Here is a 15,097-nt window from a genome sequence, read left to right on the forward strand (position 1 = left end):
GACGCCGCGCGGGCCCGCCGGATGTACGAGGCGGCGCTGACCGGCTACTCGTCCGAGCGGTTCATCGCCGCCGGCGTGCGGGGCTCGGCGCTGGTCGGGCTCGGATGGCTCGCGGCCGGGGGCGGCGACACCCGGCGGGCCCGGGAGCTGTTCGCCGAGGCGCTGGACATGGCGCTGGACCATCCGATCTTCGCCTACCGGGGGCGCCGCCGCCGTCGGGCTCGCCGGCGCCGCCGCCGCGGACGGGGACGGCGAGCGCGCCGCCCGGCTGCTCGGCGCGGGACGGGTGCTGCGGGGCGTCGCGGTCACCGGCGATCCCGACGTCGAGCGCGTCGCGTCCGCGGCCCGCGCGCTGCTCGGCGGCCCCGCCTACGAGAAGGCCTACGCCGAGGGGGCCGCGCTCCCCCGCGACCGGGCCGTCGCGCTGCTCGCCCGCCGCTGACCGGACGCCGCCGGACCGGTTCCCGGAGCGGAGCTCCAGCGGAGCGGAGGGAGCCGGACCGGCCTGCTCTTCCGGGGGGTGTGGGGGGTCGTCCCCCCACAGGAAACCGGACCGGTCAGCGGACGGTGCGCGGACGGTCAGCGCCGCCCGCGACCGTGGCGGGCATGGACACCTCGGCCCGCAAATGGGGCACCTTCGCGATCTGCCTGCTCGTCGCGATCGTGCCGAACATCGACCTGACCGCGCTGAACCAGGCCGTCCCGCACCTGAGCGCGGACCTGCACCCCTCGTCCACCCAGATCCTGTGGATCGCCGACGCCTACGGGTTCGCCCTGGCCGGCCTGCTGATCACCATGGGGCGGCGTCGGCGACCGGATCGGCCACAAGCGGCTGCTGCTGATCGGGACGGCGGTGTTCGCCACCGCGTCCGCGCTGACCGCCTACGCGCCGAGCGCCGGGCTGCTGATCGCGGCCCGCGCGGTGCTCGGCGTCGCCGGGGCCACGCTGATGCCGTCCTGCCTGTCGCTGATCCGGCGCGCGTTCACCGAACCGAAGGAGCGGACGATGGCGATCGGCGCGTTCGCCGGCGTCGCCGGGCTCGCGGTCGGGCTGGGGCCGGTCGCCGGCGGCGCGCTGCTGGACCACTTCTGGTGGGGCTCCGTCTTCATGATCAACGTCCCGATCATGGCGGTGGCGCTCCTCGCCGGCGCGGTGGTGCTGCCGGAGTCGCGCGCCCCCGTGCCCGGACGGCTCGACCTGCTCAGCGTGCCGCTCTCGGTGGCCGGCGTCCTCGGCCTGGTCTACGCGATCAAGGAGGCGGCGGCGCACGGCCCGGACGAGCCCCGGATCTACGTGTCGGCGGCGATCGGCGCGCTGGCGCTGGCCGCGTTCCTGGTCCGGCAGACCCGGCTGGCCGAGCCGCTGATCGACGTCCGGCTGTTCCGCCGCGCCGCGTTCACCGGGTCGGTCGGCACCAACATGTTCGCGATGTTCGCCCTGGTCGCCCAGTCGCTGATCTTCTCGCTGTTCTTCCAGCTGGCGCTCGGCTGGTCGCCGCTGAAGGCGGGCCTCGCCGGGCTGCCCGGCGCCGCGGGCGCCATGGTCGGCGGCGCCGCGCTCGCCCCGCCGCTGATCGGCGCGCTCGGCCGCGCCCGCGTGGTCGCGCTCGGCATGCTGCTGTCCGCCTGCGGCTTCTCCCTCTACCTGGTGATCGGCCTGCACACGTCCTACTGGGCGATGCTCCCGGTGATGCTGCTGTCCGGCCTCGGGATGGGGATGGCGATGACGGTCACCTCCGACACCGTCCTCGCGACCGTGCCGAAGGACCGCTCCGGCGCCGCGTCCGCGATCTCCGAGACCGCCACCGAGCTCGGCGGCGCCCTCGGCATGGCGGTCCTCGGCAGCGTGCTGAACGCCGTCTACCGGGGCGCCCTGGACCTGCCCGCGGGCGTCCCCGCGCCCGCCGCGTCCGCCGCCCGCGACTCCCTCGGCGCCGCCCTCCAGGCCGCCGCGGACCTGCCGGGCACGCTCGCCGCCCAGGTCGCCACGGCCGCGCGGGAGGCGTTCGTGGACGGCATGCACGCCGCCCTCGCCTGCAGCGCCGGCTTCGCCGCACTCGTGGCGGTCTTCGCCCTCGTCACCCTCCGCAACGTCCCCAAGGTCATCCCCGACACCGAGGAGGACCCCGACCTCGTCACCACTCCCTGACCTGGGCGAACCAGGACATACTCCCCCGAGCTAGGAAAAGTGATATCACTTTGCTATTCTGGCGATAACAGCACGGAGGAGGACGAGATGGTGGACGCGGCGGCGCAGGTGGAGATGCCGAAGCCGAAGATCGAGGAGCGGGCGGCGGCGGATCGCGGCGGATGGGGGATGCTCGGGGTCGCGCTGCTGCTGATGCTGCTGGCCGTCGCGGCCCTCGTCGCCGGAGTGGCGACCGGCGGGGGCGTCGCCATCGGGACGGGGGTCGTCGCCGGATCGCTGCTGTTCCTGGCCGGGCTGGTGGTCGCGGCCGGGCTCACGCCGGTGGCGCCCGGCGAGGCGCGGGTGCTGCAACTGCTCGGGCGGTACAGCGGGACGGTCCGGACCGACGGGCTCCGGTGGGTGAACCCGCTGACCCAGCGGCAGCGGGTGTCCACGCGGATCCGCAACCACGAGACGGGGCTCGCGAAGGTCAACGACCTGGACGGGAACCCGATCGAGATCTCCGCCGTGGTGGTGTGGCAGGTCGCCGACACCGCGCGGGCCGTTTTCGAGGTCGACGACTTCGTGGAGTTCGTGGCGTTCCAGACCGAGGCGGCCGTCCGGCACATCGCGGGCAGCTTCCCCTACGACGCGCACGACCGGACGTCGCTGCGCGACAACGCCGACGAGATCACCGCGCAGCTGTCGGAGGAGCTGGCGCAGCGGGTGGCGTCGGCGGGCGTCGACATCATCGAGTCGCGGATCACGCGGCTGGCGTACGCGCCGGAGATCGCGCAGGCGATGCTGCGCCGGCAGCAGGCGGGCGCGGTCGTCGCGGCGCGGCAGCGGATCGTGGAGGGGGCGGTCGGGATGGTGCAACTCGCGCTGGAACGGCTGGACGAGGAGAATGTGGTCGAGCTGGACGAGGAACGCAAAGCGGCCATGGTGAGCAACCTGCTGGTCGTGCTGTGCGCCGACCGGGACGCCCAGCCGGTGGTGAACACCGGCACGCTCTACCAGTGATCCCCGGCGACCAGTGACGGAACGCAAGAAGATCCTGCTGAGGCTCGACCCGGCCGTCCACGACGCGCTGGCGCGGTGGGCCGGGGACGAACTGCGCAGCACCAACGCGCAGATCGAGTTCCTGCTGAGGAAGGCGCTGGCCGACGCGGGGCGGATGCCCGGGACGGCCCGGCGGATGCGCGGGCGGGGCCGCCCGCGCAAGGTCACCGACGACGAGGACGACCCGCCGGCCGGCGGGAGCGAGGACCGACCATGACCCACGTTCCGGAAACGCTGCCGGCGCGGATGTTCCTGCTGGCCTACGACCTGCGGAAGCGGAAGATGACCAGCGGCGGCACGCGGCTCGGCTACGTGCTGCGGGCCGCCGCCCTCACCGAGCTGTTCCTGGACGGGCGGCTCGTCGAGGAACGGGGCAGGCCGGTCCCGGGGACGCCGGGCGAGGACCCGTACGGCGTGCTGACGCAGATCGCGGAGTCGCGGCCCCGCCGCTGGCGGCACTGGGTGTGCAAGGACGCCAAGGGCATCGTCACGACGGTCCGGGAAGAGCTGGTGCGGGACGGCTGGATCCGCACGCGCAGGCGCCGGATGCTCGGGCTGTTCCCGTACTACGAGGTCACCGTGAAGGATCCGCGGGTGGTGAAGGCGCTGTGGGGCGGGGCGTCGTCGGCGCTGCGGGGGCGCCCGGTGGCCCATGTGAACAGCTACGACGCTGCGGCGGTGGCGCTGGCGGCGGCGGGCGAGCTGAAGTCCGTCCTGCCGGAGCCGGACCGGCGGCGGTACCGGCGGCGGATCGAGGAGCTGACGGCGCGGACCGGGCCGGCGCCGGCCGCGGTCCGCGGGCTGATCCGCGAGGAGGAGGCGGCCGCCGCCGGCTGAGCCGCGGGCCCTCTACTCGATGACCAGCTCCACCGGGACGTTGCCCCGGGTGGCGTTGGAGTACGGGCAGACCTGGTGGGCGCGTTCCACCAGGTCCTTTCCGTTCTCCAGGTCGTCGGGGAGCTCGATCCGCAGGACGACGGCGAGCCCGAACCCGCTCTCGGTGTCGCCGCCGATGCCGACCTCGGCGGTGACGGAGACGTCCCGGACGTCCTGGCGGGTGGCGCGGGCGACGGCGCCGAGCGCGCTGGCGAAGCAGGCCGCGTAGCCGGCGGCGAACAGCTGCTCGGGGTTGGTGCCCTCGCCGCTGCCGCCCATCTCGCGGGGGACGGCGAGGGCCAGGTCGAGACGTCCGTCGGAGGTGACGGCCTTGCCGTCGCGCCCGTTCGCGGTGGCCACGGCGGTGTAGTGGATGTCCATGCTGCCTCCTTTAAGTTGCCTCCAATTTAGTTGCTCACAATTAACACCCGGCAAGTGCGGGTTCCTACAAGTTCCGGGGGTCCGAACTTGTATCGGGCGCGAGCGGCGGCGGGGCGGGCGCGCGCCATAGCCTCCTCGGACATGGACCCCGAACGCGTCATCTACCCGCTGCTGAAGTACGTCGTCATGGGACCCGCGATGCGCGTCGCCTTCCTCCCCCGGGTGAGCGGCCTGGGGCACGTCCCGCGGATCGGGCCGGTGATCCTCGCGGCGAACCACCTGGGGTTCCTCGACTCGTTCGTCCTGCCGCTGATGGTGCCGAGACGGGTCCACTTCCTCGGCAAGCACGAGTACTTCACCGGGGCGGGCATGAAGGGCCGCGCCATCGCGACGTTCTTCCACAGCGTGGGCGCCATCGCGGTCGACCGCTCCGGCGGGCGGGCCGCGCTGGACGCGCTCGACACCTCGGCGGCCGTGCTGGAGCGCGGCGGCGTGTTCGCGATCCACCCCGAGGGCACCCGGTCCCCGGACGGGCGGCTCTACCGGGGCCGGACGGGCGTGGCGCGGCTCGCGATGCGGACCGGCGCGCCCGTCGTCCCGGTGGCGATAGAGGGCACCGACAAGGTGCAGCCGCGCGGGCAGGCCGTCCCCCGGCCCGGCCGGATCGGGCTGCGCATCGGCGCGCCGATGGACTTCAAGGGACGGGACGCGGGGGTCCCGCGCGGCAAGGCCGCCCGCCAGGTCACCGACGAGATCATGGAGGCCATCCAGCGGCTGTCGGGCCAGGAGTACGTGGACGACTACGCGCCCAGGCCGGACGGCGCGCGCTGACCACGGCGCGTCCGCGACCTGGCAACGGCCGTCTCCAGGTTTGAGCGTGACCGAAAGGGCACGATTCAGGGGGACGGACGGAGATTGCGTGGAAATCAGTCTGGACCTCCAGCTCCCGCGGGACGCCGCGAGCGTCCCGGCGACGCGGAGGCTCCTGGACGCGGCGCTCGCGGCGCTGGGCGTGGAGGACCAGATCCGCGACGACATCGAGGTCATGCTCACCGAGGCGTGCACCAACGTGATCAAGCACGCCGAGCACGGCGCCGGCTACCTCGTGCGGGCCGTCATCCAGGACCGGCGCTGCATGATCAAGGTGATCGACTCCGGCGGCGGGTTCGACGCCGAGCGGGTCCCGCTCCCCGATCCAGTGGCGGACAACGGCCGCGGGCTGCTGATCATGCGGGCGCTCGCCGACGACGTCCGGTTCTCCTCGTTCGCCGAGGACGGGGCGCTGGTCGCGCTGGAGAAGCGGCTGACCTACGGCGAGGACAGCCTCGGCGGAGCGCTCACGGCGCGCCGGACAACGCCGGCGGCGACCGGCGCCGACCTGGAGGCCGAGGACTTCGCCACCGGGCTGTTCGAGCTGGCGCGGGCCGGCGACACCGAGCGGCTGCTCGCCTTCGTCGAGGCCGGGGCGCCGGTGAACCTGTCCGACGACAAGGGCGACACGCTGCTGATGCTGGCCGCCCACCACGGCCACCCGGGCACCGTGCGGGCCCTCGCGTCCCGCGGCGCCGACCCGGAGCGGGCCAACGACCGCGGCCAGCGGCCCCTCGCGGGCGCCGTGCTGAGGAAGGAGGCGGACGTGGTGCGGGCCCTGCTCGACGCGGGCGCCGACCCGCGGGCGGGGTCGCCGTCCGCCGCCGACACCGCCCGCATGTTCGGCTACACCGACTTCCTCGCGTGGTTCGGCGAGGCCGCTCCCCCGCCCGCGTGACTCAGCGGCGCACGCGCAGGACCAGCACCGCCACCAGCAGCGCCGCCGCGGCGAAGACCGCGCCGGTCGCGAACGCCGCGCCCATCCCGTCCACGGGATGCCCGGACGCCGCCGACCCGTGGACGGTGACCATGACCGCCGAGCCCAGGGATCCGCCCGACCAGAGCATGGTCTGCGCGACGCCGGACGCGGCGCCCGACTGCTCCGGCCGCACGCTGGCCAGGATCGTCGCGTTCAGCGGCATGATCGACATGCCGCCGCCCGCGCCCATGAGCATGAACGGGACGAGCAGCGCGCCGGCGTAGCCGTCCCCCGGCGACAGCCGCGACAGCCACAGCAGCCCGGCGGCGACCAAGGCCGTCCCGGCGATGACGAGCGGCCGGGCGCCGAGGCGCCGCATCAACCGCGGCGCCGTCCGGACGACCGCGAACTGCATGCCCACCATCGGCAGGAACGCCGCGCCGGCCCGCAGCGGCCCGTACCCGAGGATCTGCTGGAGGTACTGGGTGAGGAAGAAGAACGAGCCGAACATCGCGGCCGTCAGGTACAGCTGGACGAGATAGGACGCGGCGCGGTCGCGCCCGGTCAGCAGCCACAGCGGCATGATCGGCTGCCCGGCGCGGGTCTCGACGGCGGCGAACCCGGCGAGCAGGACGGCCGCGGCGCCGAACGCCGCGAGCGCGCGGGAGTCGTCCCAGCCGGTCTCCCCGACGCGGATCAGCGCGTAGACGAGGACGGTCATGCCGAGCGTGGAGGCGACGGCCCCGCCGACGTCGAACCGGCCGGGCCGGCGTTCGGTCTCGGCGAGGACGCGCGGCGCGACCAGCGCCAGCGCGAGGCCGACGGGGAGGTTGACGAAGAACACCCACCGCCACGAGCCGGCCTCGGTCAGGACCCCGCCGACGATCATGCCGACGGCGGCGCCCGCGCCGGTCACGGCGGACAGGACGCTCAGCGCCCGGACCCGGGCCCGGCCCTCGAAGGCGGTCGCGATGAGCGCCATCGCGCTCGGGGCCGCGACGGCCGCGGCGAAGCCCTGGGCGGTGCGGGCGGCGAGCAGCGCCCAGCCCGCGGTCGCGAGCCCGCCGAGCAGGGACGCGGCGGTGAAGAGCACGACCCCGGCGGTGAAGGTGCGGCGGCGTCCGAACACGTCCCCGGCGCGCCCGCCGAGGAGCAGGAGGCCGCCGAATGCGAGCATGTAGGAGTTCTGGATCCAGGCGAGCCCTCCGGTCGACAGCCCGAGCCCCTGCCCGACCTCCGGCAGCGCGATGGTGACGACGGAGGTGTCGAGGCCGATCATCAGCTTGGCAGCCGACGATGACGGCGAGGACGATTCCTGGACGATGATGGTGTGACGGCGCGGCGGCCTTCCCGGGAGCGGCGATCTTCCGGAGTGAGGCCGTCCGCCCGTTGGATGCGGTCAAGTCGGACCTTCCCGAGACTTAAGGAACGGCGAAGTACACTATGCGGGGAACGTATCACCGATACAGACGAAAGAGAACGCTGTCGTTCACTATTTCCGGGACCGCGTCATGACCCCGGCCACCCGCCGCCGCGGCGGCGACCTGGAAGCGGCGATCTTCGACGCCGTGCTCGCCCAGCTGGAGACCGTGGGCTACCGCAGGCTGACCATGGAGGGCGTCGCGGCGGCAGCCCGCACCGGCAAGGCCGCGCTCTACCGGCGCTGGCGGTCCAAGGACGAGCTCATCACCGACGCGCTCAAGCACGTCCTGCCGGAGCCCCCGACCGCGCCCGCGACCGGCCGGGTGCGCGAGGACATGCTGCAGATCCTCAGAACGCTGCGCGACACCCTCATCGCCTGCCGCGGCGCCGCGTTCAGGGTGCTGAAGGAGGAGAGCGACGACGGCAAGGGGCTGGTGCACGAGGTCGTCCGCGAGCGGCTGTCCACGCCCGTCCGCGACCTGCTGTTCCAGGCCCTGGAGGACGCCGCCGCGCGGGGGGAGATCCGCCCGGCGGCGGCGACCCGGCAGGTCGCCAACGTCGGACCGGCCGTGATCGTCTACCACAACCTCACCGAGGGCGGCGCGATCACCGACGACTACCTGGTCTCGGTCGTCGACGGGATCCTGATGCCGATGCTGCGCCCCTGACGGACGCCCCCTGACGAAGGACAGGGGTCACCGCGGCCGTTCGGCCATGATCGATCACCCGCCCGGACCGCGAGGATCCGGGCATGCGATCACCTGTACTCCGGCTTCCGCTCGTCCTGCCCCTCGCCCTGGCGCTGGCCGCGTGCGGCACGTCCGCCCAGGCGGCGAGGACGGCCGCCGGCACGCCGGCCGCCTTCGAACTGCCCGCCCCTACCGGCCCGCACCGGGCCATCGGCACGACCGAGCTGCACCTCGCCGACCCGGCACGTCCCGACCCCTGGGTGCCCGGCCGGGCACGCGAGCTGATGGTCAGCGTCTTCTACCCGGCGGCCCGGCGGTCCGGCCCGTCCGCGCCCTACCTGCGTCCCGGGGTCGCGAAGGTCCTCTCCCAGGCCGACGCGCTCGGCGTGTTCAAGGCCGGGACCGTGGACTGGGCGGCGGCCCGGACCCACGCCGCCGAATCCGCCCCGGCCGATCTCCGCGGCGGCGCGCGGCCCGTCGTCCTCTACTCGCCCGGCCTCGGCGTCCCGCGCGCGCTCGGCACCACGCTCGCGGAGGAGCTGGCCACCCGCGGGTACGTGGTCGTGACCGTCGACCACACCTACGAGACGGCGCCCGTGGAGTTCCCCGGCGGGCGCGTCGAGAACCAGCGGCTGCCCGGACCGGGGCCCGAACGGCTGAAGACCGCGCTGGACACGCGGGTCAAGGACACGCGGCTCGTCCTCGACCGGCTCGCCGCACTGCGGGACGGCCGCAACCCCGACGCGGAGGGCCGCGCCCTCCCGCCCGGCCTCGGGCGGGCGCTCGACCTGTCCCGGGTCGGAATGGCCGGGCACTCGGCCGGCGGCATCGAGGCCGCCGAGGCCATGCGCGTCGACCGGCGGCTGGACGCGGGCATCGACATGGACGGCACCATGCAGTACGCGAAGGACGACTACGTGGAGGTCGCCCGCACCGGGCTCGACCGCCCGTTCATGCTGATGGGCGCCGCCACCGGCGGGTCGCCCCAGACGCACCTGACCACCCCGTCCTGGGGGTCGTTCTGGCGGAACTCGACCGGCTGGAAGCGCGACCTCAACGTGCCGGCCGCGAGCCACTACTCCTACACCGACGTCCAGGCCGTCCTGCCCGCGCTGGACGAGACCCTCGACATCCCCGCCCAGGACCGCGCCGACCTCATCGGGACGGTCGACCCGGAGCGGATGACGGCGTCAGTGCGCGCCTACGTCACCGCGTTCTTCGACCGTGCGCTGCGCGGGCGGCACCGGCCCGTCCTGGACCGGCCGTCGCCCCGCCACCCGGACGTCCGGTTCATCCGCTGACCAGGTCGGAGGGCTCCCCGCCGCCGGGCAGGATGATCTCGCGGCGGGGGTAGGGGACCCGGATGCCCTCCTTCGCGAAGCGGCGGTGCAGCCGCTTGACGAACTCGTGCTTGATCCGGAACTGGTCGCCGAACTCCCCGGTCCGCAGAATCGCGGTGAACCCGATCCCCGACTCGGCGAACGTGTGGAAGCGCACCAGGATCTCGGCGTCCTCGACCCCGCCCTCCACCTCGCTCATGACCTCCCGGCCGACCTCGATCACGACGTCCTCGACGCGCTCCAGGTCGCTCTCGTAGGCGACCCGGGCCTGGATCAGGAGCGACATGTCCTGCGCGGGGCGGTGGTAGTTGGTCAGTATCGTGTCGGAGAACCGCTGGTTCGGGATGACCTCGATGTTGTCCGACAGCGTCCGGATGGAGGTGTTGCGCCAGTTGATGTCGACGACGTACCCCTCCTGGCCGCTGGACAGCTTGATGTAGTCGCCGGGCTCGATCGTCTTGGACGCGAGGACGTGCACGCCCGCGAACAGGTTCGCCAGGGTGTCCTGGAGGGCGAGCGCGACGGCGAGACCGCCGACGCCCAGGGCGCCGAGCAGCGGCGTGATCGACACGCCGACGCTCTGCAGCATCACCAGGACGCCGACGCCGAGCACCAGGACCCGGGTGATGTTGGCGAAGATCGTCACGTTCGCGGCGACGCCCTGCCGGGCCAGCGCGATCGAGGTGACCAGCGCCGCGATCAGCCGGGCCAGTGCCAGCGAGATCACCAGGATCGTCACGGCCGTCAGCACCTTGGCGGTGACGTCCAGAGTGCCGCGCGGCAGCTCCAGCACCTTCGCCGAGGTCCACAGGCCGAGCAGCACGGCGAGCGGCATCGCCAGGTCCCGGATGAGGCGGGCGGCAAGGTCGTCCCATGCCCACCGGGTGTCGCCGGCCCGGCGGAACAGCCGCCCGGTCAGCAGCCGCAGCACCACCGCGATCGCGATCGCGGCCACCATAACGACGGCCGCGGCGATGACCCGCTCCAAGCTCAGGTCGCCCAGATCACCCATGACGCGCGCATCTCTCCCTCCGCCGGCACGGCTCAGCACCGTCCGATTTGCGTGTTTACGGCTCCTCGATCGTAGTGAAGCCCGGGGCCGGTGCGAGGCACATCACGGACATGTGGCCTCAGCGCCCGGCTACCGGCCGGTTACGATCAATCGGGTGGTAGGCGTGGGAATGATGCGCCGGCTCGGGGTCACGGCGCTCGGACTGCGGAACGGCCCCCACCGTGTGACGGTCGAGCGGGACCTGGAGGTCCCCGCCGCCGACGGCGTGACGCTGCTGGCCGACCGGTACGCCCCGGCCGACGTCGAGCGGGCTCCGACGGTGCTCGTCCGCTCCCCCTACGGGCGGCGCGGGCCGTTCGGGCTGATGTGCGGGCAGGCGTTCGCGTCGCACGGGTTCCAGGCCGTGGTGCAGAGCGCCCGCGGCGGCTTCGGCTCGGGCGGCGTCTTCGAGGCGCTGGACGAGCGCGAGGACGGCCTCGCCACCATCGAGTGGCTCACGTCCCAGCCCTGGTTCGGCGGCACGTTCGCCATGCACGGCCCGAGCTACCTCGGCTACGTCCAGTGGGCCGTCGCCGCCGAGGCCGGACCCGAGCTCAAGGCCCTGTCGATGCAGGTCACGGCCTCCACGTTCCGGGACGCCGTCAACGTCGGCGGCACCTTCGCCCTCGAATCCGCGCTCATCTGGGTGGACCTGACCGCGCGGATGAAGAACTCCCTCTCCGGCATCACCACCGGCATCATGTCGCCGCGCCGCGCCCGCCGCGCCACCCTGTCGGGACGTCCCCTCGCCGAGCTGGACCGGCTCGCGACCGGCGCACAGCAGCGGTTCTTCCAGGACCTCCTGGTCAACGGGCCCGACACGCCGTTCTGGGACAAGCGCGACTTCAGCCCCACCGTCTCCCGGGTCACCGCCCCGGTGAACATGACGGGCGGCTGGTACGACATCTTCCTGCCCTGGCAGATCAAGGACTACGCCGCGCTCCGCGCCGCCGGGCAGCGCCCCTACCTCACCATCGGCCCCTGGTTCCACGCCGACCAGCGCATGATGCGCGGCTCCGTCTCCGACTCCATCAGGTGGTTCCGCGCGCACCTGCTGGACGACCCGTCCGAGCTGCGCGACAACCCCGTCCGGCTCTTCATCACCGGCGCGGACGAGTGGCGGGAGTTCCCCGACTGGCCCGTCCCCGGGATGCGGGAGGAACGCTGGCACCTCCAGCCCGAGGGCGCCCTGTCCCCCGCCGCGCCGCCCGAGTCCGCCCCGGACACCTACCGGTACGACCCGAACCACCCGACCCCGTTCCTCGGCGGCCCGACCCTGCTCGGCGAGACCCGCCCGTCCACCGACCAGAAACGCCTGGAACGCCGCCGCGACGTGCTGACCTTCACCTCCGACGTCCTCGACGACGACCTGGAGATCATCGGCCCGGTCACCGCGGACCTGCACATCCGCTCCAACCGCGAGCACACCGACTTCGTCGTCCGGCTCTGCGACGTCACCCCGGACGGCGAGTCGCTGAACCTCTGCGAGGGCATGCGCCGCCTCGTCCCCGGCACCCCGGAGCCCGGCCCCGACGGCGTCCGCCGCGTCGCCGTCGAACTGTGGCCCGCGGGCCACCGCTTCCGCCGCGGCCACCGCGTCCGCGTCCAGGTCGCCAGCGGCGCCTACCCCCGCATCGCCCGCAACCCCGGCACCGGCGCCCCGATGGGCACCGCCACCGAAATGCTCACCGCCGACCAGGAGATCTTCCACACCCCCGCCCACCCGTCAGCCATCACCCTCCCCATAACCCCCTGAACCCTCTACTTTTGGGCGCGGAGGGCTGCCAGGGCCTTGTCGGCGTGGGTGTTCATGCGGATCTCGCTCTTGACGACCGCCAGGACGCGGCGGTCGGGGGCGATGACGAAGGTCTGGCGCTTGGTGGGCATGAGGGCCAGGCCGCGCTTGACGCCGAAGGCGGCGCGGACCTCGCCGGAGGGGTCGGACAGGAGCGGGTAGCCGAAGGAGTGCTTGTCGGCGAACTCCTTCTGCTTGGCGACCGGGTCGGCGCTGATGCCGACGGGGTGCGCGCCGACCTCGGCGAGTTCGGCGACCAGGTCGCGGAAGTGGCAGGCCTCGGCGGTGCAGCCGGGGGTCATGGCGGCCGGGTAGAAGAACAGGACCACGGGGCCCTGCTCCAGCAGGCCGCTCAGGGTGCGGGGCTCGCCCGTCTCATCGGGGAGTTCGAAGTCGTCAACGACGTCACCGACGTTCATGGGACGAACCTAGCGGAACGCGGTTCGGTTCGAGGAGGGCGGCGACGTCGCGGGACGTCCAGTGGCCGTGCGCGCCGGGGCGGGCGGCCAGGTAGGACGCGGCGCGTTCGGGGGGCCAGCCGTGGGCCTCGCGCAGGCCGTGGCCGAGCATCGCCAGGTAGGAGGCGGACGGCGGGTTGGGCGGGGCGGGCGCCGGCGAGGTGAAGGTGAGCATGGGGCGGCCCGCGCGCTCGCCGACCTTCAGGACGGTCTCGTAGCGGCCGGGGCCGATCCGCTGGCGGCCGTGCGCGACGGCCTCCGAGAGGTCGTGGTCGGTGCCGGTGTCGCGGCGCATCTCCTGGGAGAGGACGTCGCAGAACTGGCGCCGGGTGAGCAGGTAGGCGCGGGCGGCGGCGCGCCCGGGGAGGGCCGGGTCGTAGAAGGCCATGCCGCCGCCCCAGGTCAGGGACGTGTGCGCGAAGTAGATGCCGCCCGGCACCGTGATCGACTGCTCGGCGCGGGCGGGGCGGGGGTCGCGGCAGCCGGTGTGGTGGCGGGCGCCGCCGCGCGGACGGCCGCCGGACAGGTAGCACGCGAACCTCTCGCGGAAGAGGTTCGAGCCGTACGCCACATACCAGAGGGGTTCGTCATTCATCTGGTCCAGTATCCCCGCAGGTGGGCGGTGCTTCGCGGAGTGCGGGCCGGCCCGAGATCCGATTCGTCAGGTTTGACGGAGAGGGCGGGCGGATATGACAATGGCCGAGCAGGTGTCTACGACGCAGATACCTCCGAGCTTCCCCTGTGTAGTCCCGGAGGATCCGTCATGCACCGCCCTTTGAACATTGCTCTCGTGTCCGCCTCCGACCTTGACGGCGAACACCTGCAGTCAGTCCACGTCCGGGATCTCGCTCGTTCGCTCACCCGTCCGCTGATCGCCGACGGGGAGCCCAACCAGGTCACGGTCTACACGCGCCGGCAGGACCGGTCCGTGCGCGGTCGCGTCCGGCTGGCACCGGGCGCCGCGCTCGTCCACCTCGACGCGGGCCCCCCGCGCCCCCTGTCCGACGACGAGCTGCTCCAGCACCTGCGCGACTTCGCCGACGGGCTCCGGCGCCGCTGGTCCGGCGCCGGACGTCCCGACATCGTGCACGCGCACGGCTGGATCGGCGGCCTCGCCGCCTGCGCCGTCGCCCGCGAGCTGGGCATCCCGTTCGCGCAGAGCTACCACGGCGTGTCGGCCGCCGAGCGCCGCGCCGGGCGCCAGGTGCACCCGCACCGCGACCGGCTGGAGAAGGCCATCGGCCGGGACGCCGACGTGGTGCTCGCCGGGCACGAGGAGGAGGCCGGCGCGGTCGTGCGGATGGGCGTGCCCCGCCCGTCGGTCTCCGTCGTCCCCTACGGCGTGGACGGCGAGCAGTTCGCGCAGGTCGGGCCCGCGATGCCGCACGGCGGCCGGCCCCGCCTCGTGATGGTCTGCGACGACCTGGAGGCCGGGGACGTGGAGACCGGGATGCGCGCCCTCGTGCACGTGCCGGACGCCGAGCTGGCCGTCGCCGGCGGCCCCGCCCGCGAGGACCTGGAGAGCGACGCCACCGTGCACCGCCTCCGGACGCTCGCCAAGGAGCTGCACGTCGCCGACCGGGTCATCTTCCTCGGCCGGCTCCCCCGCAAGAACCTGCCGAAGCTGCTGCGGACAGCGAGCCTCGCGCTCTGCCTGACCCCGCGCCAGCCGTGCCCGTCGATGCCGCTGGAGGCGATGGCCTGCGGCGTCCCCGTCGTGGCGACGCCGTCCGGCGCGAACGCCGACGAGGTCCTCGACCACATCACCGGCCTGCACGTCCCGCCGGGGCGGCCGGTCGTGGTCGGCCGCGCGATCCGCACCCTGCTGGCGGAGGAGACCACCCTGCACGGCTACTCGATCGCCGCCGCGGACCGGGCCCGCTCCCGCTACTCGCTGGAGCGCGTCGCCGCCGAGACGCTGCGCGCGTACCAGAAGGTCCTGCCCGTCCCCGAGCCCGAGCCCGAGCCCGAGCCGGAGGCCGAGGACGCGGCGGAGCACGACGCCGACAGGACCCCCGCCCTGGCCGGCTGACGAGCCCCGCCCCGCGGGCCCCGGATCCTCACCGGAATCCGGGGCCCGTTCACGTTCCCGCCGATGGGATACTC

The 15,097-nt window shown here is 73.7% G+C and carries 17 protein-coding genes; 11 read left to right on the top strand and 6 right to left on the bottom strand.

Annotated features, from left to right (window positions below):
• Positions 1-286: 286 nt before the first annotated feature.
• Positions 287-442, top strand: a complete 156-nt coding sequence (locus K8Z49_RS11290; RefSeq protein WP_412518616.1) for a hypothetical protein — start codon at positions 287-289, stop codon at positions 440-442.
• A 115-nt stretch (positions 443-557) separates the two neighbouring features.
• On the opposite strand, the gene K8Z49_RS11295 is transcribed toward K8Z49_RS11290, so the two are convergent.
• Positions 558-737, bottom strand: coding sequence for a hypothetical protein (locus K8Z49_RS11295; protein WP_412518618.1), 180 nt, complete (start codon positions 735-737; stop codon positions 558-560).
• A 116-nt stretch (positions 738-853) separates the two neighbouring features.
• Between K8Z49_RS11295 and K8Z49_RS11300 the strand changes: the two genes are divergently transcribed.
• The 4 genes from K8Z49_RS11300 (at position 854) to K8Z49_RS11315 (ending at position 4,027) form a co-directional block, all read left to right on the top strand.
• Positions 854-2,149, top strand: a complete 1,296-nt coding sequence (locus K8Z49_RS11300) for an MFS transporter (protein WP_412518620.1) — start codon at positions 854-856, stop codon at positions 2,147-2,149.
• Between the two features lie 87 nt (positions 2,150-2,236).
• Complete coding sequence (locus K8Z49_RS11305) at positions 2,237-3,151, top strand: SPFH domain-containing protein (protein ID WP_412518622.1); 915 nt, start codon at positions 2,237-2,239, stop codon at positions 3,149-3,151.
• Positions 3,152-3,164: 13 nt separating this feature from the next.
• Positions 3,165-3,407, top strand: coding sequence for a hypothetical protein (locus tag K8Z49_RS11310; protein ID WP_021597529.1), 243 nt, complete (start codon positions 3,165-3,167; stop codon positions 3,405-3,407).
• A complete protein-coding gene (locus K8Z49_RS11315; protein WP_021597530.1) occupies positions 3,404-4,027 on the top strand; it encodes a GOLPH3/VPS74 family protein in 624 nt (207 codons plus the stop codon). Before K8Z49_RS11310 ends, K8Z49_RS11315 begins: the two co-directional genes overlap by 4 nt.
• Positions 4,028-4,039: 12 nt before the next feature.
• On the opposite strand, the gene K8Z49_RS11320 is transcribed toward K8Z49_RS11315, so the two are convergent.
• Positions 4,040-4,447, bottom strand: a complete 408-nt coding sequence (locus tag K8Z49_RS11320; protein WP_021597531.1) for an organic hydroperoxide resistance protein — start codon at positions 4,445-4,447, stop codon at positions 4,040-4,042.
• 141 nt (positions 4,448-4,588) lie between these two features.
• On the opposite strand from K8Z49_RS11320, the gene K8Z49_RS11325 reads away from it, so the two are divergent.
• Positions 4,589-5,278 (top strand): lysophospholipid acyltransferase family protein, encoded by a 690-nt coding sequence (locus K8Z49_RS11325; protein WP_021597532.1) that lies wholly within the window; start codon positions 4,589-4,591, stop codon positions 5,276-5,278.
• An 88-nt stretch (positions 5,279-5,366) separates the two neighbouring features.
• Complete coding sequence (locus tag K8Z49_RS11330) at positions 5,367-6,215, top strand: ATP-binding protein (RefSeq protein ID WP_083597440.1); 849 nt, start codon at positions 5,367-5,369, stop codon at positions 6,213-6,215.
• A 1-nt stretch (position 6,216) separates the two neighbouring features.
• Here the strand turns inward: K8Z49_RS11330 and K8Z49_RS11335 are convergent, their stop codons facing one another.
• Entirely contained in the window at positions 6,217-7,515 is a 1,299-nt protein-coding gene (locus K8Z49_RS11335; protein ID WP_412518625.1) for an MFS transporter, read from the bottom strand.
• A 232-nt stretch (positions 7,516-7,747) separates the two neighbouring features.
• On the opposite strand from K8Z49_RS11335, the gene K8Z49_RS11340 reads away from it, so the two are divergent.
• Both K8Z49_RS11340 and K8Z49_RS11345 read left to right on the top strand, forming a co-directional pair.
• A complete protein-coding gene (locus K8Z49_RS11340; RefSeq protein WP_412518627.1) occupies positions 7,748-8,326 on the top strand; it encodes a TetR-like C-terminal domain-containing protein in 579 nt (192 codons plus the stop codon).
• 83 nt (positions 8,327-8,409) lie between these two features.
• Positions 8,410-9,648: an alpha/beta hydrolase family protein gene (locus K8Z49_RS11345; protein WP_412518629.1), complete on the top strand. Its 1,239-nt coding sequence runs from the start codon at positions 8,410-8,412 to the stop codon at positions 9,646-9,648.
• Here the strand turns inward: K8Z49_RS11345 and K8Z49_RS11350 are convergent.
• Complete coding sequence (locus K8Z49_RS11350) at positions 9,638-10,699, bottom strand: mechanosensitive ion channel family protein (RefSeq protein ID WP_075020452.1); 1,062 nt, start codon at positions 10,697-10,699, stop codon at positions 9,638-9,640. The two genes, K8Z49_RS11345 and K8Z49_RS11350, sit on opposite strands and share 11 nt — an antisense overlap.
• A gap of 154 nt (positions 10,700-10,853) precedes the next feature.
• Here K8Z49_RS11350 and K8Z49_RS11355 point away from each other — a divergent pair, with 154 nt between their 5' ends.
• The gene (locus K8Z49_RS11355) at positions 10,854-12,494 is read left to right on the top strand and encodes a CocE/NonD family hydrolase (RefSeq protein ID WP_338059702.1); all 1,641 of its coding nucleotides are present in this window, start codon (positions 10,854-10,856) and stop codon (positions 12,492-12,494) included.
• 5 nt (positions 12,495-12,499) lie between these two features.
• On the opposite strand, the gene K8Z49_RS11360 is transcribed toward K8Z49_RS11355, so the two are convergent.
• Complete coding sequence (locus K8Z49_RS11360) at positions 12,500-12,952, bottom strand: peroxiredoxin (RefSeq protein ID WP_021597539.1); 453 nt, start codon at positions 12,950-12,952, stop codon at positions 12,500-12,502.
• Positions 12,939-13,586 (bottom strand): hypothetical protein, encoded by a 648-nt coding sequence (locus tag K8Z49_RS11365; RefSeq protein WP_024934730.1) that lies wholly within the window; start codon positions 13,584-13,586, stop codon positions 12,939-12,941. Before K8Z49_RS11365 ends, K8Z49_RS11360 begins: the two co-directional genes overlap by 14 nt.
• A 195-nt stretch (positions 13,587-13,781) precedes the next feature.
• On the opposite strand from K8Z49_RS11365, the gene K8Z49_RS11370 reads away from it, so the two are divergent.
• Positions 13,782-15,023, top strand: coding sequence for a glycosyltransferase (locus tag K8Z49_RS11370; RefSeq protein ID WP_412518633.1), 1,242 nt, complete (start codon positions 13,782-13,784; stop codon positions 15,021-15,023).
• Positions 15,024-15,097: the final 74 nt, after the last annotated feature.

This window comes from Actinomadura madurae (assembly GCF_047130825.1).
GTDB classification, from domain to species: domain Bacteria; phylum Actinomycetota; class Actinomycetes; order Streptosporangiales; family Streptosporangiaceae; genus Spirillospora; species Spirillospora madurae.

What these genes read in the sequence shown, in the direction of transcription:
- K8Z49_RS11340 (WP_412518627.1), top strand. Translation starts at nt 7,748, where the DNA reads ATGACCCCGGCCACCCGCCGCCGCGGCGGCGACCTGGAAGCGGCGATC.
- K8Z49_RS11335 (WP_412518625.1), bottom strand. Translation starts at nt 7,515, where the DNA reads ATGATCGGCCTCGACACCTCCGTCGTCACCATCGCGCTGCCGGAGGTC.
- K8Z49_RS11305 (WP_412518622.1), top strand. Translation starts at nt 2,237, where the DNA reads ATGGTGGACGCGGCGGCGCAGGTGGAGATGCCGAAGCCGAAGATCGAG.
- K8Z49_RS11360 (WP_021597539.1), bottom strand. Translation starts at nt 12,952, where the DNA reads ATGAACGTCGGTGACGTCGTTGACGACTTCGAACTCCCCGATGAGACG.
- K8Z49_RS11345 (WP_412518629.1), top strand. Translation starts at nt 8,410, where the DNA reads ATGCGATCACCTGTACTCCGGCTTCCGCTCGTCCTGCCCCTCGCCCTG.
- K8Z49_RS11325 (WP_021597532.1), top strand. Translation starts at nt 4,589, where the DNA reads ATGGACCCCGAACGCGTCATCTACCCGCTGCTGAAGTACGTCGTCATG.
- K8Z49_RS11365 (WP_024934730.1), bottom strand. Translation starts at nt 13,586, where the DNA reads ATGAATGACGAACCCCTCTGGTATGTGGCGTACGGCTCGAACCTCTTC.
- K8Z49_RS11315 (WP_021597530.1), top strand. Translation starts at nt 3,404, where the DNA reads ATGACCCACGTTCCGGAAACGCTGCCGGCGCGGATGTTCCTGCTGGCC.
- K8Z49_RS11350 (WP_075020452.1), bottom strand. Translation starts at nt 10,699, where the DNA reads ATGGGTGATCTGGGCGACCTGAGCTTGGAGCGGGTCATCGCCGCGGCC.
- K8Z49_RS11320 (WP_021597531.1), bottom strand. Translation starts at nt 4,447, where the DNA reads ATGGACATCCACTACACCGCCGTGGCCACCGCGAACGGGCGCGACGGC.